Annotated in this window: 17 protein-coding genes; 6 read left to right on the top strand and 11 right to left on the bottom strand. The window is 66.5% G+C overall.

All coding sequences use genetic code 11. The features are described 5' to 3' along the window. The first annotated feature begins 81 nt into the window (after positions 1-81). On the top strand, positions 82-1134 hold the full coding sequence (dctP, locus tag F3I62_RS06940; protein ID WP_160488912.1) for a TRAP transporter substrate-binding protein DctP: 1053 nt from the start codon (positions 82-84) through the stop codon (positions 1132-1134). A 244-nt stretch (positions 1135-1378) separates the two neighbouring features. Here dctP and F3I62_RS06935 read toward each other — a convergent pair whose 3' ends face one another. Continuing rightward, complete coding sequence (locus F3I62_RS06935) at positions 1379-2503, bottom strand: class I SAM-dependent methyltransferase (RefSeq protein ID WP_160488911.1); 1125 nt, start codon at positions 2501-2503, stop codon at positions 1379-1381. Positions 2504-2782: 279 nt separating this feature from the next. Here F3I62_RS06935 and F3I62_RS06930 point away from each other — a divergent pair, with 279 nt between their 5' ends. Continuing rightward, the gene (locus tag F3I62_RS06930; protein WP_160488910.1) at positions 2783-3559 is read left to right on the top strand and encodes a ferredoxin--NADP reductase; all 777 of its coding nucleotides are present in this window, start codon (positions 2783-2785) and stop codon (positions 3557-3559) included. Between the two features lie 259 nt (positions 3560-3818). Beyond that, entirely contained in the window at positions 3819-5372 is a 1554-nt protein-coding gene (locus F3I62_RS06925) for a TerC family protein (protein ID WP_160488909.1), read from the top strand. Between the two features lie 54 nt (positions 5373-5426). On the opposite strand, the gene mscL is transcribed toward F3I62_RS06925, so the two are convergent. From mscL to F3I62_RS06910, 3 genes are all read right to left on the bottom strand, one after another. After that, positions 5427-5840, bottom strand: a complete 414-nt coding sequence (gene mscL / locus F3I62_RS06920) for a large-conductance mechanosensitive channel protein MscL (RefSeq protein ID WP_160488908.1) — start codon at positions 5838-5840, stop codon at positions 5427-5429. Positions 5841-5906: 66 nt separating this feature from the next. After that, the gene (locus tag F3I62_RS06915) at positions 5907-6653 is read right to left on the bottom strand and encodes an EAL domain-containing protein (protein ID WP_160488907.1); all 747 of its coding nucleotides are present in this window, start codon (positions 6651-6653) and stop codon (positions 5907-5909) included. A 119-nt stretch (positions 6654-6772) separates the two neighbouring features. Next, complete coding sequence (locus F3I62_RS06910; protein WP_160488906.1) at positions 6773-7027, bottom strand: YdcH family protein; 255 nt, start codon at positions 7025-7027, stop codon at positions 6773-6775. A gap of 160 nt (positions 7028-7187) precedes the next feature. Between F3I62_RS06910 and F3I62_RS06905 the strand changes: the two genes are divergently transcribed. Beyond that, entirely contained in the window at positions 7188-7466 is a 279-nt protein-coding gene (locus tag F3I62_RS06905) for a YdcH family protein (RefSeq protein WP_160488905.1), read from the top strand. Between the two features lie 13 nt (positions 7467-7479). Here F3I62_RS06905 and F3I62_RS06900 read toward each other — a convergent pair whose 3' ends face one another. The 3 genes from F3I62_RS06900 to F3I62_RS06890 all read right to left on the bottom strand — a co-directional run bounded on the left by F3I62_RS06900 (position 7480) and on the right by F3I62_RS06890 (position 9175). Continuing rightward, a complete protein-coding gene (locus F3I62_RS06900) occupies positions 7480-8133 on the bottom strand; it encodes a CHAP domain-containing protein (protein WP_160488904.1) in 654 nt (217 codons plus the stop codon). A gap of 123 nt (positions 8134-8256) precedes the next feature. Beyond that, complete coding sequence (locus F3I62_RS06895; RefSeq protein ID WP_160488903.1) at positions 8257-8754, bottom strand: GNAT family N-acetyltransferase; 498 nt, start codon at positions 8752-8754, stop codon at positions 8257-8259. Position 8755: 1 nt separating this feature from the next. Continuing rightward, positions 8756-9175: an N-acetyltransferase gene (locus F3I62_RS06890; protein ID WP_160488902.1), complete on the bottom strand. Its 420-nt coding sequence runs from the start codon at positions 9173-9175 to the stop codon at positions 8756-8758. A gap of 61 nt (positions 9176-9236) precedes the next feature. Here F3I62_RS06890 and radA point away from each other — a divergent pair, with 61 nt between their 5' ends. Continuing rightward, positions 9237-10604 carry a DNA repair protein RadA gene (gene radA, locus F3I62_RS06885; RefSeq protein WP_160488901.1) on the top strand — a complete coding sequence of 456 codons (1368 nt, stop codon included), beginning with the start codon at positions 9237-9239 and terminating at the stop codon, positions 10602-10604. A 15-nt stretch (positions 10605-10619) separates the two neighbouring features. Here the strand turns inward: radA and F3I62_RS06880 are convergent, their stop codons facing one another. The 4 genes from F3I62_RS06880 to F3I62_RS06865 all read right to left on the bottom strand — a co-directional run bounded on the left by F3I62_RS06880 (position 10620) and on the right by F3I62_RS06865 (position 14077). Beyond that, positions 10620-11303, bottom strand: a complete 684-nt coding sequence (locus F3I62_RS06880; RefSeq protein ID WP_160488900.1) for a VIT1/CCC1 transporter family protein — start codon at positions 11301-11303, stop codon at positions 10620-10622. Positions 11304-11385: 82 nt separating this feature from the next. Next, positions 11386-11757 (bottom strand): PilZ domain-containing protein, encoded by a 372-nt coding sequence (locus F3I62_RS06875; RefSeq protein WP_160488899.1) that lies wholly within the window; start codon positions 11755-11757, stop codon positions 11386-11388. 306 nt (positions 11758-12063) lie between these two features. Next, positions 12064-12690, bottom strand: a complete 627-nt coding sequence (locus F3I62_RS06870) for a response regulator transcription factor (protein WP_160488898.1) — start codon at positions 12688-12690, stop codon at positions 12064-12066. A 10-nt stretch (positions 12691-12700) separates the two neighbouring features. Beyond that, on the bottom strand, positions 12701-14077 hold the full coding sequence (locus tag F3I62_RS06865) for a cache domain-containing protein (RefSeq protein WP_160488897.1): 1377 nt from the start codon (positions 14075-14077) through the stop codon (positions 12701-12703). Positions 14078-14298: 221 nt separating this feature from the next. Here F3I62_RS06865 and F3I62_RS06860 point away from each other — a divergent pair, with 221 nt between their 5' ends. Next, positions 14299-16356, top strand: coding sequence for a carbon starvation CstA family protein (locus tag F3I62_RS06860; protein ID WP_160488896.1), 2058 nt, complete (start codon positions 14299-14301; stop codon positions 16354-16356). Positions 16357-16380 lie beyond the last annotated feature (24 nt).

Here is a 16380-nt window from a genome sequence, read left to right as displayed (position 1 = left end):
GAAAACGGGACGGGCCCTGCCGGCCGGCCCGCAACGATGCGCAGGCTTGGCATCTGAGTCGACAGCCTTGGAGATGACAGCATGACTACGAGACGCAACTTCCTGAAGACCGCCGCCGTCACGGGGGGCGCGGTCGGTACCGCGGCCCTGGGCGCGGCGCATATCTATGCGGCCGAACCGAAGAAGATCACCTGGCGCCTGCAGACCTATGCCGGTGCGGCACTGGCCGAGCATGTGATCAAGCCTTCGATCGAGGCCTTCAACAAGGTCGCCGAGGGGCAGATGGAGATCCAGCTGTACTTCGCCGACCAGCTGGTGCCCACCGGCGAGCTGTTCCGCGCCATGCAGAAGGGCACCATCGATGCGGTGCAGAGCGACGACGACTCGATCGCCGCGCCGGTGGATATCGCCGTGTTCGGCGGCTATTTCCCCTTCGCCAGCCGCTACAGCCTGGATGTGCCAGTGCTGTTCGAGCAGTACGGCCTGCGCAAGATCTGGGAGGAGGCCTATGGCGAGGTCAAGGGCGTGACCTGGCTCGGCGCCGGCTCCTGGGACCCGTGCAACTTCGCCACCGTGGAGCCGGTCAAGTCGCTGGCCGACCTCAAGGGCAAGCGCATCTTCACCTTCCCCACCGCCGGCAAGTTCCTCACCCGCTTCGGGGTGATCCCGGTGACCCTGCCCTGGGAGGATGTCGAGGTGGCGATCCAGACCGGCGAACTGGACGGCATCGCCTGGTCCGGCATCACCGAGGACTACACGGTGGGCTGGGCCAACGTCACCAAGTACTTCCTCACCAACAACATCTCCGGCGCCTGGATCGGCTCATACTTCGCCAACTCCGAGCGCTGGGCCGAGGTGCCCGAGCAGCTCAAGACCCTGTTCAAGCTGTGCATGGACAGCTCGCATTACTACCGCCAGCACTGGTACTGGGGCGGCGAGGCCAAGCTGCGGGTGGAGGGCGACAAGCTCAAGCTGACCACCATCCCCGCCGCGGAGTGGAAGACGGTGGAGGACGAGGCCCGCAAGTTCTGGGAAGAGATCGCCAAGACCAGCCCGCGCTGCGCCAAGGTGGTGGAGATCTTCAAGCAGTACAACGCGCTGATGGAGAAGGCCGGGCCGCCCTATCGCTACTGAGTGGCTTGGAGGCTCCCCTCTCCCACTTGTGGGAGAGGGCTTGGGGGAGAAGGCATTGGCCCATTCATTCTTTCCCGTGAACGGAAACTCGCATCTGCCTGGACTCAAGGGTGGAAAACGCTACGCGGTTTTCCACCCTACGCGCCGGGGGGTGGGGCGGCAGCTTTGTAGGGTGGATAACGCTCTATTTATCCACCAAGCCGGCAGCGCGGTGCATACCTGGGCAAAGTCGGGCGAAAAACCCTCAGCGGGTCGCCTTGAGGATGACGAACTTGGGCGTGGCCGCCACCTGCTCCACGCCGCGGAACAGGCGCTTGAGCTTGGTGTGGTAGCCCAGGTGGCGGTTGCCGACTATCCACAGCTCGCCGCCGGTCACCAGGGCCGCGCGGGCCTGCTGGAACATGCGCCAGGCGAGGAAGTCGCCGACCACCTGCTGCTGGTGGAAGGGCGGGTTGCACAGCACCAGATCCAGGGATTCGGCGGGCTGCTCGGCCAGGCCGTCGTCGGCGCGAATGGTCACCGTGCGTTCACCCAGCGCCGCGCGCCAGTTGTCGGCCGCCGACTGCACGGCCATGTACGACTCGTCGACCAGGGTCAGCTGCGCCTCGGGGTTGCCCAGGGCGTAGACGATGCCGAGCACGCCGTTGCCGCAGCCGAGGTCGGCCACGCGCAGTGGCAGCAGGCTCTTGGGCAGGTGCGGAAGGAAGGCGCGGGTGCCGATGTCCAGGCCTTCGCGGCAGAACAGGTTGGCCTGGTTGCTCAGTTCCAGCTTGGGTTTGTCCAAACTGTAGCGAGTCGGATAGGGCGAGGTCGGCGCCGGCTTGTCCTGCACGCTGGCGCTGAGCAGGCGCGCCTTCTTCACCGCCAGCGAGGCCTGCACCGGGCCGATGTACTGCTCCAGCAGATCGCCGGCGCTGCGCGGCAGGTGCTTGAGCATGGCCCCGGCGATCACCCGCGCACCGGGGGCGAGCCGGCCGTGCAGGCGGATCAGCTGTTCCTCCAGCAGGGCCAGGGTCTTGGGCACACGGATCAGCACCAGGTCGAACGGCCCCTCGGCCACGGTGCTGGCCGGCACGAAGCGCACGGCGTCGGCGGCCAGGCCGTTGCGCGCCAGGTTCTTCTGCAGGGCCAGCTGGCCCAGGTGCGAGTCGCCGCTGCTGGTGACCCGGCAGTGCGGCGCCAGGCTGGCGGCCAGCGCGCCGAAGCCATCGTTGAGCAGCAGCACGCGACTGTCTGCACTCAGGCCCTGCTCGTGCAGGTGGTTGAGCAGGTACTCGTCGGCCGCATCGAAGGCCTGCAACGGCTCGTTGGGCATCTCGGGTTGGCGGATCAGGTCGAGCTGGGCGAAGGGCGTGGCGAGAATGGGCATCGGCAGTCGGTCGGCAAGGCGCAGTGGCAACCGGCGCATTGTCCGGGATGGGGCGGCAAATGTCTTGAGGTGCGATGGGCCGGCAGGCGGGCGGTGGCTGCTCTGGCTGTTTGTGGGAGCGAATTCATTCGCGATCGGGGGTTGCTCGGCGTTGCCTGCCTATCGCGGCTAAAGCCGCTGCCACGTAGAGCGTGCCGCGCTTAAACCCTGCGATCTGGCGGTGTTTGTCCGCCGCGCTTTGCGCGAAACTGGTAGTCCACCCCGCTTGAGGCGTGCGTCATGACTGCCAGCGAAGACAAGTTCACCTGTCAGACGCTGACCGAGGTCAAGGTCTGGTCGCCGACCCTGTTCAGCCTGCGCTGCACCCGTGAGCGCGGGTTCCGCTTCCGCGCCGGTCAGTTCGCCCGCCTCGGCGTGCGCAAGGCCAGCGGCTGCATCGTCTGGCGTGCCTATTCGATGGTTTCTGCGCCCCATGACGAGTTCCTCGAGTTCTTCTCCATCGTCGTCCCGGGCGGCGAGTTCACCAGCGAGCTGAGCCGGCTCAAGGCCGGCGACACGCTGCTGGTGGACCGGCAGCCCTTCGGCTTCCTCACCCTCGAGCGCTTTGCCGACGGTCGCGACCTGTGGCTGCTCGGCACCGGCACCGGCCTGGCGCCGTTTCTCTCGATCCTGCAGGATTTCGAGGCCTGGCAGCGCTTCGAGCGCATCGTCCTGGTCTACAGCGCGCGCACGGCCAGCGAGCTGGCCTACCAGCAACTGATCGAGGAACTGCCACGACGCGACTACCTGGCCGAATACGGCCACAAGCTGACCTACCTGCCGACCGTCACCCGCGAACAGCTGCCGGGTACCCTGCATGGCCGGGTCACCACGCTGCTCGCAACGGGCGAGCTGGAGTGCGCCGCCGGCCTGGCCCTGGCCCCGGCGCACTCGCGCATCATGCTCTGCGGCAACCCGCAGATGATCGAGGACACCCGCCAGCTGTTGAAGGCCCGCGACCTGCAGCTGAGCCTGACCCGGCGCCCCGGGCAGGTGGCGGTGGAGAACTACTGGTAGGGGCGGAACCCGCGGGCTCTAAAATCCGGTAACGGTTTCGTCCTTACCCTTGCCCGCCTGTGCGGTTAGCATATCTGTCGGTTTTTTTCCGACAAGGCCCAATGGACAGCGATTGTTGCAAGCCACCCCCGGTGGCCACTTCCCCCGCAATACCCCACCCACGCCACGCGTGCGGTAACCCCTCTGTTATGTCTGATGACCTGGCGCCCGCACTGCGGCACGCCCGTCTCCCCGTTCGCACTGGAAATCACTGACCGCTATGGAATGGATCGCCGATCCCACGGCATGGCTTGGCCTGCTGACCCTGATCGTCCTGGAAATCGTCCTGGGCATCGACAACCTGGTGTTCATCGCCATCCTCGCCGACAAGCTGCCGCCGGAGCAGCGCGATCGCGCGCGGCTGATCGGCCTGAGCCTGGCGATGATCATGCGCCTGGGCCTGCTGGCCAGCATCGCCTGGCTGGTGACCCTCACCGAGCCGCTGCTCGAGGTGTTCGGCAAGAGCTTCTCCGGGCGTGACCTGATCATGCTGTTTGGCGGCGTGTTCCTGTTGTTCAAGGCCACCATGGAGCTGCACGAACGTCTCGAAGGGCGCTCCCATCAGCCGGGGGGCAGCAAGGTGTATGCGCGCTTCTGGCCGGTGGTGGCGCAGATCATCGTGCTCGATGCGGTGTTCTCCCTGGATGCGGTGATCACCGCCGTGGGCATGGTCGAGCACCTGCCGGTGATGATGATCGCCGTGGTCATTTCCATGGGCCTGATGATGGTGGCGAGCAAGCCGCTGACCGCCTTCGTCAACGCGCGGCCGACGGTGATCATGCTGTGCCTGGGCTTTTTGATGATGATCGGCTTCAGCCTGACCGCCGAAGGCCTGGGCTTCCACATCCCGAAAGGCTACCTGTACGCGGCGATCGGCTTCTCGATCCTCATCGAGCTGTTCAACCAGCTGGCCCGTACCCGGCGCAAGCGCAGCCTGCAGGGCGAGCGCGGCCTGCGTGAGCGCACCGCCCATGCGGTGATGCGTCTGCTCGGCGGCAAGGTGCAGGCCGACGAGGTGGGCGAGGAGATTGCCGATATGCTCGAAGGGGGGGATGGCGAGGCGGTGCTGTTCGACCGACGCGAGCGGGTGATGATCAGCGGCGTGCTGAGCCTGGCCGAACAGTCGATCCAGAAGGTCATGACCGACCGCATGGATGTCGACCGGATCAACCTCGACGCCCCTCTGGCGGCCATCCACCAGGCCCTGCTGGAGTCGCCGCACTCGCGCCTGCTGGTGTCGCGTGGCGATGCGGCGGATGAGCCGCTGGGCTACATCCACAAGAAGGAGCTGTTCAAGGAGCTGCTCAAGGGCGAGCAGCCGGACATCGAAAGCCTGGTACGGGCGCCGCTCAACCTGCCGGACAGCGCCTCGGTGCTCAGCGCCCTGGAGCAGATGCGCCTGGCCTCGACCCACGTGGCCTTCGTGGTCAACGAGTTCGGCGGTTTCGAGGGCTTGCTGACCCTGACCGACATCCTCGAAGCGATTGCCGGCGAGCTGCCGGACGCCAGCGAGGTGGACGGCCCGGATATCGAACCGCTGGACGGTGCTTATCGGGTCAGCGGCGCGCTCAACCTGGCGGTGCTGCGTGAGCGCCTGGGCTTCTCGGCACGCCCGACGGACGACTACCAGACCCTGGCCGGCCTGGCCATGAGCCTGCTCGATCGCCTGCCGATGACTGGCGATCAGCTGGAGTTCGCGGGCTGGCGCCTGACCGTCACCGAGGTCAAGGACCGTCGCGTGGCCAAGCTGCTGCTCAAGCCGCTGGCCGATTAAACGTGGCCCCAATGAAAAAGGCACCCGAGGGTGCCTTTTTTGTTGGCTCAGGACTCAGTCCTTGGCCTGTTGCGCCTTCAGCAGGTCGCGGATCTCGCCGAGCAGTTCCTGCTCCTTGGTCGGTGCCGGCGGGGCTTCCGGGGCGGCAGCTTCCTCGCGCTTGAGCTTGTTGATCGCCTTGACGCCCATGAAGATGGCGAAGGCGACGATGATGAAGTCGAGAATGGTCTGGATGAACTTGCCATAGCTCAGCACCACCGCCGGCAGGTCGCCTTCGGCGGCCTTGAGGGTGATCGCCAGGTCGGTGAAGTCGACCCCGCCGATCAGCAGGCCGATCGGCGGCATGATCACGTCGCCGACGAAGGAGGTGACGATCTTGCCGAAGGCCGCACCGATGATGATGCCCACGGCCATGTCGACCACGTTGCCCTTCATGGCGAAGGCTTTGAATTCGCTGACGATGCTCATGTTTCACTCCCTGAGGTTGCTGTTATGCGTCGAGTCTACTGCACTCCCCAAACGCTGCCAGCCGGGCTAGTGCGGATAGTTCACCGCCGGCAGGGTCTCGAAGCCGGGCTTGGCCAGCAGGTAGCCCTGGAACAGCTCGACACCCATGTCCTGCAGGGTCTGCAGTTCGGCCTGGGTCTCGATGCCTTCGGCAATCACTCGCACCTTGAGCTTGCGGCACATGTCCAGGGTCGACTCGACGAGGATCTGCCGCACGCTGTCGCGGTCGATGTTGCGGATCAGCTCCATGTCCAGCTTGATCAGGTCGGGCTGGAAGTCGGCGAGCAGGTTGAGCCCGGCATAACCGGCGCCAAAGTCGTCGATGGCGGTCATGAAACCCTGCTTGCGATAGGCCTGGAGGATGCCGCTGAGGTGGTCGATATCCAGCACCTGCTCCTGCTCGGTGACTTCGAAGATGATCCTGTCGAGGGGGAAGTTGAAGCGCTGCGCGGCCTCCAGGGTGGCGCGGATGCAGGTTTCTGCCTGGTACACGGCATTGGGCATGAAGTTGATCGAGACCATGGCCGGCACCTGCAGGCGCGCGGCCAGCTCCACCGCCTTGATCCGGCAGCTCTGGTCGAAGGCGTAGAGGTTTTCCGGCGTGACCCTGGCCAGCAGACTGCCGGCTGACTCGCCGTTGACCCCGCGCACCAGGGCTTCATGGGCGAAGACCTGGCGCCGCGCGACATCGACGATGGGCTGGAAGGCCATGCTGATCGGGAAGTCCAGTCCCTTGCCATCACGGCAAGCGGAACAGCCTGGAGAGTTCGTCATGGGTGGTTCTCATGGTGGCGTCCCGCCAAGATAAGCAAAAAACCTCTCGGCTGTCTCGTTCGGCACGGGTTCGGCAATGGAACAGTGCATGGGCTTTCGGCGTTTCGCCTGCCTCCGGGCTAGTTCCCGGCGCCGTTGGCCTTGCGCAGGCGCTCGGCGATCTGGTCCTTGAGGATGACCCGCTCGTTCTTCAGCGCTTGCAGGGCCAGGTCATCCGCCGCCTGGCGGCCGTCCTCCACTTCATAGATGCGCTTGTCCAGCGCCTCGTAGTTCTGTGCCATGTGGGCGAACTGGGCGTCGCTGGCATGCAGGGCCTGCAGTTGCTGGCGGTATTCCGGAAACTCGCGGGACAGGGGATGGTGTTCGAGGGGCATGGCGGTCACTCCCGGTTGAGGGCTCGTCTTTTCAGACTAGCTCAGTGGGCGCGGCACAGATGGCCGCCCGGCGGGATGCCCGATGCGCCGTTGACCCGGGTCAATGGCCGCCGCGCGCCGGCCCGTTAGGGTAGGGGCACCCAACCGAGGAGCGTTTTCCATGCATGTCGACCACCACCCGCTGATCAAGGATTTCCCCGAACTGCGCGCCGAACTGCAGCGCCTGCGCCAGGAAGACGAGCATTTCTCGCGCCAGAGCGATGAGTATGAGGCGCTGGACAAGCGCATCTGCCGCATCGAAGACGGCATCGAGCTGCTCGACGACGTGGCTTTGAACCAGCTCAAGCAGGGCCGGGTCGCGCTCAAGGACGACCTGGCGCGCCAGCTGAAGATCGCCGCCGGACAGTGCTGCGGCTGCGGCAACGGCTGCGGAGCCTGACCGGGAACGGCGCCTAGCGGCTCGCGGCCGCGGCTTGCGCGGCTGATGCCGGCGCGTCGGCCGGCACCGGCTCGGCCCGGCGCAGCCAGCCCAGCACCCGCTCGTCGCTGATGCGCACGCCGCCATCCGTCAGGCGATAGGGCAAGGCCTCGCGCGACGACAGCAGCGGCCCGGCATTCTGCTGCACCACCGCGACCATGTGCGCATTGACCTCGCTGACGATGGCCACATGGCCGTAGGGGTTGAGCAGCGATGGCCCGAATACCAGGATGTCCTCGGCGCGCGGCGCGGTCGGCGAACCGTTGGCGAACTGCAGCAGGTCGCGGGCGCCGTTCAGCTGGCCGTCGGCCAGGCTGCGGTCGAAGAACTCCCTGGCATGGCCGCGGGCCTCCGGCATGCGGTGGCCGAAGCGCTCGAAGTAGTAGCGTTTGACGAATTCCACGCACTGGTAGCGCAGGCCCAGGTTGTAGCCATCCGCGCTCAGATTGCGGCCGAAGGTCTGGTTCACCCCGCCGTTGTAGAACACGCTGACGCCGTTGAACTGGTCGATCACCTGGCCGGCCTCGAACTGCGGGTGCAGGTTGAGGCGCGTGCCGAGGTAGTGGCTGCCGAGCACCAGGCTCAGGCCGAGGCCGCTGCCGAGGAGGAGTTTGCGTAGGGGCTGCATGCGGTGGGTGGGCGACCGACGGCAGAGCCGGCTGACATTCCATGTCGCCCGTATCGATCCTGATTGACGGGAGTCGCAGGCTAGCGCCGTGCCGCCGGTCTGTCCAGCCGGGGGCGCTGGCCGTCAGTGCGCCTGTCGTTCGAGCAGGTAACTGTGCAGCTCGGGCTGTTCGGCATCCACCAGTCGCTCCACCACGCGCAGCGGCAGCTCGGCCAGCAGGCGCTGCCAGAACTGCCGGGCCAGGACGTCCTGCTCGTAGAAACTGACCAGCCAGCGGCCGCCGCCGGCGATCATCACCTGTTCCACCAGGGCCCGGCCGATGCCCAGGCGGCGGTATTTCTTGAGGATGAACAGGTCGGCGAACTCCAGGGCATCGACGCCCGGCAGCTCGCTGCGCTCGACCAGCAGGAAGCCGGCGATGAAACCGTCCACCAGCACCAGGCTGGCGCTCCAGTCCGGCTCCTGCCAGTAGCGCTGCAGGTGCGGCTCATGGATATAGAAGCGCCCATCGACCTCGACATCCTCCTGTTCCCAGTCCGACGACTCGTAGGCATAGAACTGGTAGAGGTTGGCGATCAGCGGCAGTTGGTCGGCGGTGGTGGGGAGCAATTCGATGTGCATGTCAGTCCAGGCGCTTCTTCATGTGGTACAGGTGGGTGCCGCGCGGGCGGTCTTCCAGCACGCCGAACAATTGGTAACCCTGTTTCTCGTAGAAAGCCCTGGCCTCCACCGTCTTCAGGTAGGCCACCAGGGCGCCATGGCGCCGCCCGTGTTCCTCGGCACGGCGCAGCAGGTCGGCCGCCAGGCCTTGGCCGCGCTGCGCTTCAGTCACCCACAGCGTGTCGATCTCCAGGCCATCCCAGTAGGCGTTGGCCAGTATGCCGGCAATCAGCTGGCCGTCGTCGTCGCGCAGGTTGATCAGTAGCGGCTTGTCGGCCGACTCATCCGGCAGGTCCAGGCGCTGGGCTACGAATTCCTGGAATCGCTGCAGCAACTCGGCACTCTGTGCGGTGCTTGGAGACTCGATGATTTCTTGCTGCATGGTGGGCTCCTCGTTGCGGTAAGGGCGTTATTATCGCCATTTTTCCAGCGGGGAGATTTCCATGGCAAAGGCCAAACGCATGTATGGCTGCACCGAGTGCGGCGCCACCTTTCCCAAGTGGGCCGGGCAGTGCGGCGAGTGCGGGGCCTGGAATACCCTGACCGAGACCATGATCGAAAGCGGCGGTGCCGGCGCGCCGTCCGGGCGCGGCGGCTGGGCCGGGCAGCAGGCGCAGATCAAGACCCTGGCCGAGGTCAGCGTCGAGGAAGTGCCGCGCTTCTCCACCGTCTCCGGCGAGCTGGACCGGGTGCTCGGCGGCGGCCTGGTGGACGGCTCGGTGGTGCTGATCGGCGGCGACCCCGGCATCGGCAAGTCGACCATCCTGCTGCAGACCCTGTGCAATATCGCCCAGCGCCTGCCGGCGCTGTACGTCACCGGCGAGGAATCCCAGCAGCAGGTGGCCATGCGCGCGCGGCGCCTGGAGCTGCCGCAGGACAGGCTCAAGGTGATGACCGAGACCTGCATCGAGTCGATCATCGAGGTGGCGCGGCGCGAGCAGCCCAAGGTGATGGTGATCGACTCGATCCAGACCATCTTCACCGAGCAGTTGCAGTCCGCCCCCGGCGGCGTGGCCCAGGTGCGCGAGAGCGCGGCGTTGCTGGTGCGCTACGCCAAGCAGAGCGGCACGGCGATCTTCCTGGTCGGCCACGTCACCAAGGAAGGCGCCCTGGCCGGGCCGCGGGTGCTGGAGCACATGGTCGACACCGTGCTGTATTTCGAGGGCGAGTCCGATGGCCGCCTGCGCCTGCTGCGCGCGGTGAAGAACCGCTTCGGCGCGATCAACGAACTGGGCGTGTTCGGCATGACCGACAAGGGCCTGAAAGAGGTCACCAACCCCTCGGCGATCTTCCTCACCCGTGCCCAGGAGGAAGTGCCGGGCAGCGTGGTGATGGCCACCTGGGAAGGCACCCGGCCGATGCTGGTGGAAGTGCAGGCGCTGGTCGACACCAGCCACATGGCCAACCCGCGCCGCGTCACCCTGGGCCTGGACCAGAACCGCCTGGCCATGCTGCTGGCCGTGCTGCACCGGCATGGTGGTATCCCCACCTACGACCAGGACGTGTTCCTCAACGTGGTCGGCGGGGTCAAGGTGCTGGAGACGGCCTCCGACCTGGCGCTGATGGCGGCGGTGATTTCCAGCCTGCGCAACCGGCCGTTGCCGCACGACCTGCTGGTGTTCGGCGAGATCGGCCTGTCCGGCGAGATCCGCCCGGTGCCGAGCGGCCAGGAGCGCCTGAAGGAGGCGGCCAAGCACGGCTTCAAGCGTGCCATCGTGCCCAAGGGCAACGCGCCCAAGGAGGCGCCGGCCGGTCTGCAGGTGATCGCGGTGACGCGCCTGGAACAGGCGCTGGATGCGCTGTTCGAGTAGTTGCGTTCGGGCCTGTCAGCCGCCCAGGGCAATGGTCGCGGCGACCAGGGCTACGCCCAGCACGGTAAACAGCAGCGAGGCCAGCCAGGGCCGGCGTGCGCCGGCATAGCGGCCAAAGCCCAGGCCGAGCAGCATGAGCATGACCAGCGCCACGCCGTTGGAGGTTCGCAGGGCCTGCTCGGCCTGCTCGATCAGGACGAAGGGCAGCACCACCGGCAGGGTGGACAGGAACACCAGCAGGAACACGCCGAAGGCCGCCCGCAGGTCGTGCCAGTTCAACAGCAGGCGCGATCGCGGCAGCCGCAGGTTCAGCAGGCGCTGATGCAGGCTCTGCACCTCCTCCGGGCGCATGACCTGGACAATCGCCTGGGGCAGGTTGTCGTTGAACAGTTCGATGGCGCGTGGCGAGCCGGGTGCAGTCCGCTGGAGCGTTTCCAGCAGGTGCACGCCATGGCCGCGCTCGGCCAGCCGGTTGAGCAGCAGCACCACGGCGTCCACCAGGCCCCAGGCGAGGTTGCAGCCGATGCTGGCAATCAGCAGTTCACGCACCTCGGCCTGGCCGTCGCTGACCACGCTGAAGGTGCAGCTGAAGGTCAGTACCATGAGCAGACCGAAAAGAATCTCCGACAGGCGCGACAGCGGGTCCAGCACCTGATGCTTTGCCCCCGGATCGACTGTCTGCGCTTCTGGATGAGTCATGGCGGCGTTGGCCTTGGTGTGCGGTTGACGAGTTGGCAACAGGCGCCGCAGGGGCCGTTCGATTAGCCGGGCGGGGCTGTTCTCAGTGCTCTTCGCCCAGTGCCGCCAGCTCGCGCTCCAGCAGGCTCTCGTCGCCGAGGTTGAGCTCCACCAGGCGGCGCAGGTGGCTGATCGAGTCCAGGTCGATATGCCGGCAGACGAAGCCGAGCAGGCCGTCGTGGGTGCGGGTCAGCACCACTTCCATCTGCAGGCGGGTTTCGCTGTCCAGGGTGATGGTCGCGCTGAACGGCTGGTCCGGGTCGCCGTTCCAGTCGCGCGGGCGTTTCACCAGCAGGCCCTTGAGCGACAGGTCGTGCAGTTCCACCGTCCAGCGGCGCTCGCCCTGGGCAAGCTCGGTGGCGGCGTCGAAGGCGATGCGCTGGAAGCGCCGACGCTCGGTACGGGGGGCACTCATTGCGTGATTCCTCTACGGTTTTGTCCACTATAGCCAAGCCTGCGCCTCGGCGCCGCCAGTAGATGAGCCCGGCGAGCGCGCTCCGGCGCCGATCCTGGTTGGGATATTTCGAGCTAGAGCCAAGCAAGGCGCAATTGGGCGAGGACGCGGAGTTTGCGAGGTATAAATGAGCAGTACTCCTCGCCCTTCGGGGCGCACTGCAGCGCGTGAGCCGCCAGCAGCTTTCCGAGTCCGATTGAGCGACCTGCGGTTGATACGGCGTTGCAACGCAGCATGGCCGGCGATCACGGGAGTCGAGACAGGTCCTCAGGGCTGGGTGATGGTCAGCGCGTACTTCATCAGCGCCGCCGAGCCGTCGATGTTCAGCTTGCGGCGGATGCTCAGCCTGTGGGTTTCCACCGTGCGCACACTGATGTCGAGCTCGCGGGCCATGGCCTTGCTGTCCAGGCCGCGGGCGAGCATCTGCAGGATCTGCACCTCGCGCGGGCTGAGGCTGTGCGACTCCAGGCTCTGGTCGGCCAGGCGGCGGGCAATGTCCGAGCTGTAGAAGGTGCCGCCGGCGGCGATGGCGGCGATGGCGGCGATGATTTCCCGCGAGGGGGCATCCTTCAGGACGTAACCGCGGGCGCCGGCGCGGATCGAGCTGCGCACGTACTCGAGGTTGTCGTACATGCTCAGGATCAGCACCCGGACACCGGGGTACTGCTGGCTGAGGGTGCGGGTCAGCTCCAGGCCGGTGCTGTCTTTCAGGCCGATGTCGACCAGCAGCACGTCCGGCTGTACCCGTTCGAGCAGGCTGAGGGCCTCGGTCGCGCTTTCCGCTTCGCCGACCATCTCGAACTGCGGCATCACGCCCAGCAAGGCGCGGATTCCGTCGCGGATCAGGGCGTGATCGTCGACGAGGGCGATCCGCGTTGGGGGGGCGGAGGTCATGGGGCGGCCCTTAGGTCGGGAGCGACAGTTCGGCGGTACGGCCGGTCGGGACGGGCAATACTACACGCATCCCGGTCTGCCCAGTGTTGGACGAAAGGCTGAACTGGCCGCCGAGGTGCTCGACCCGCTCGCGGATGTTGCGCAGGCCGATGCCGCCAGGCATCTGCTCGATCTTGCGCGGGTTGAAGCCAACGCCGTCGTCGCGCACTTGCAGTTGCACGCCCAGCGCGTCGGTGTCGAGGTCGATATGCACGGTGCTGGCCCGGGCATGCCGTTCGATATTGGTCAGCGCCTCCTGCACGATGCGAAACAGCGCTACCGCGGTGGCGTTGGGCAGCGGGGCGTCGCCCAGCCGGTTGCGGTAGATCACCGCCAGGCCGCAGCGCTGCTCGAACTCCGTGGCCAGCTGGCCGATGGCGGCCGCCAGGCCAAGGGTGTCGAGCAGCGAGGGGCGCAGGTCGTGGGAGATGCGCCGGATCTCGCCGATGGCATCGCCCAGGCGCCCGGTGGCCTGGTGCAGGCTGTCGAGGCCGCCGCTGGCGCCGGCTTCCAGCTGGTGACCGGCCAGTTCGAACTGGAACTTGATCGACGCCAGCAGCTGGCTGATGCCGTCATGCAGCTCGCGCGACACCCGCAAGCGTTCCTCCTCCTGCAGGTGGATGATGCGCTGGTTGAGTGCCTGCAACCTGCTGTCGGCCAGTCGGTGTTCCTCGATGCTCAGGGTCAGGCCGCCGGCGAACACCAGCAGGACCGCGATCAGCGCCACGCTGGCGATGGCGATCATGGTGGTGAGGATGCCGCCCTCGACCTCTGCGCGCACCTGGCGGGTCGCCTGCTCGACATCTTCCAGGTAGATGCCGGTGCCGAGCATCCAACCCCAGCCCTCCAGCATCACCACGTAAGCCAGTTTGTCGGTCTCCTGACCGCTGGAGGGCTTGCGCCAGGTATAGCGCTGGAAGCCGTCTCCGCTGGTGGCGCTGTTCAGCAGCGCCTGCACGGCGGGCAGGCCGCGGGCGTCGGTCATGCTCCACAGGTCCTTGCCCACCAGTTCGGCCTGCCGCGGGTGCATCAGGTTGCGCCCCTTGGCGTCGTAGACGAAGAAGTAGCCGTCCTGGCCGAAGTCGATCTTGGCCAGCGTCTCCAGGGCCTGCTGCTGCGCCCGGACATCGCCATGGCCGCCGGCATGCAGCGGGGCGATGACGCTCAGCGCCATGGCCACGTAATTCTTCAGCTCGGCCCGCTTGCTGGAGAGGATGGCGCTTTCGATCAGTTGCGCCTGCTGCTCGCCCAGCCTCTGGTTCTGCACGATGACCAGTGCGCAGATGACCGCCACGGCCAGTAGCATCGGCAGGATACCGAGGGCGACGATCTTGTGCTTGAGTTGCATAGGGGCTCCTCGGGAAAACGGTGCCAGAGGGATGGATGGCAGCGCCAGTTGCAACTGGCCGTTGGTGCGGCTACGTAGTTCTACGTAGTGGCCCTGAGTAGCTCTGCGAATACCGGTGGCGGGGCGTTGCGCGGATAGTAGCAAGGCTCCGTCTGCGGAGCGCGACACTCCAATAACAATAGCGCCGTAGGCCGACCTGGCCCGACGGCAGGAGAACTTAAATGCCTCGTTTGGTCAGTCAGATCGGCTGGTTTGCCTTGGCGCTGCTGGGCGCGCTCGCCCTGGGCGTCGTCGCCTTGCGCCGCGGCGAAGCCATCAACGCCTTGTGGATAGTGGTGGCCGCGGTGGCCCTCTATCTGGTCGCTTATCGTTACTACAGCCTGTTCATCGCCACCAAGGTGATGCAGCTGGACCCGCATCGGGCCACCCCGGCGGTGCTCAACAACGACGGTCTGGACTTCGTGCCGACCAACAAGCACGTGCTGTTCGGCCACCACTTCGCCGCCATCGCCGGCGCCGGCCCGCTGGTCGGCCCGGTGCTCGCCGCGCAGATGGGCTACCTGCCCGGCACCCTGTGGCTGATCGCCGGGGTGGTGCTGGCCGGCGCGGTGCAGGACTTCATGGTGCTGTTCCTCTCCACCCGCCGCAACGCCCGCTCGCTGGGCGACATGGTGCGCGAGGAGATGGGCCGCATCCCGGGCACCATCGCCCTGTTCGGCTGCTTCCTGATCATGATCATCATCCTCGCGGTGCTCTCGCTGATCGTGGTCAAGGCCCTGGCGCACAGCCCCTGGGGCATGTTCACGGTGATCGCGACCATCCCCATTGCCATGTTCATGGGCATCTACATGCGCTACCTGCGCCCCGGGCGGATCGGCGAGATCTCGCTGATCGGCGTGGTGCTGCTGCTGGCCTCGATCTGGCTGGGCGGGGTGATTTCCCAGGACCCGTACTGGGCGGCGGCGTTCACCTTCACCGGTGAGCAGATCACCATGATGCTGGTCGGCTACGGCTTCGTCGCCGCAGTGCTGCCGGTGTGGCTGATCCTCGCCCCGCGCGACTACCTGTCGACCTTCCTCAAGATCGGCACCATCGTCGCCCTGGCCATCGGCATCCTGATCCTCGCCCCCGACCTGAAAATGCCGGCGCTGACCCAGTTCACCGATGGCACCGGACCGGTGTGGAAAGGCGCGCTGTTCCCCTTTCTGTTCATCACCATTGCCTGTGGCGCGGTTTCCGGCTTCCATGCCCTGATCAGCTCGGGCACCACGCCCAAGCTGCTGGCCAATGAATCCCACGCGCGCTACATCGGCTACGGCGGCATGCTGATGGAGTCGATGGTGGCGATCATGGCCATGGTCGCCGCCTCGATCATCGAACCGGGCGTGTACTTCGCCATGAACAGCCCGCCGGCGATCGTCGGCAGCGATGTCGTCAGCGTGGCCGCCGCGGTCAGCAGCTGGGGCTTCGCCATCACCCCGGAAGCCTTGGAAGCAGTGGCCCGCGATATCGGCGAGACCACCATCCTGGCCCGTGCCGGCGGGGCGCCGACCCTGGCCGTGGGCATCGCGCAGATCCTCCACCAGGTGCTGCCGGGCGAGAACACCATGGCCTTCTGGTACCACTTCGCCATCCTGTTCGAAGCGCTGTTCATCCTCACCGCGGTGGACGCCGGCACCCGTGCCGGGCGCTTCATGCTGCAGGACCTGCTCGGCACCTTCGTCCCGGCGCTCAAACGCACCGAGTCGTGGGGCGCCAACGTGCTGGCCACCGCCGGCTGCGTGGCGCTGTGGGGCTACCTGCTGTACCAGGGCGTGATCGATCCGCTGGGCGGCATCAATACCCTGTGGCCGCTGTTCGGCATCTCCAACCAGATGCTGGCCGGCATCGCCCTGATGCTGTGCAGCGTGGTGCTGATCAAGATGAAGCGCCAGCAGTACGTCTGGGTCACCCTGCTGCCGGCGGCCTGGCTGCTGATCTGCACCACCACGGCGAGCCTGATCAAGCTGTTCGATGCCAACCCGGCGGTCGGCTTCCTCGCCCTGGCCAACAAGTACGAGGCGGCCCTGGCCACCGGCCAGGTGCTGGCCCCGGCCAAGGACCTGGCGCAGATGCAGAACGTGATCATGAACGCCTACACCAACGCCGGGCTCAGCGTGCTGTTTTTGGTGGTGGTGTTCAGCGTGCTGTTCTACGCGCTGAAGGTTGGCCGCGCGGCCTGGATTCGTCCGGACCGCAGCGACAAGGAAACCGCGTTCAAGGCCATGCCGGACGTCTGAGTGACTAGCGGCGGGCCGGCCTGG

The organism is Pseudomonas sp. R-28-1W-6, assembly GCF_009799925.1.
GTDB lineage: Bacteria > Pseudomonadota > Gammaproteobacteria > Pseudomonadales > Pseudomonadaceae > Aquipseudomonas.
This window is presented reverse-complemented; position numbering and strand designations above follow the sequence as displayed.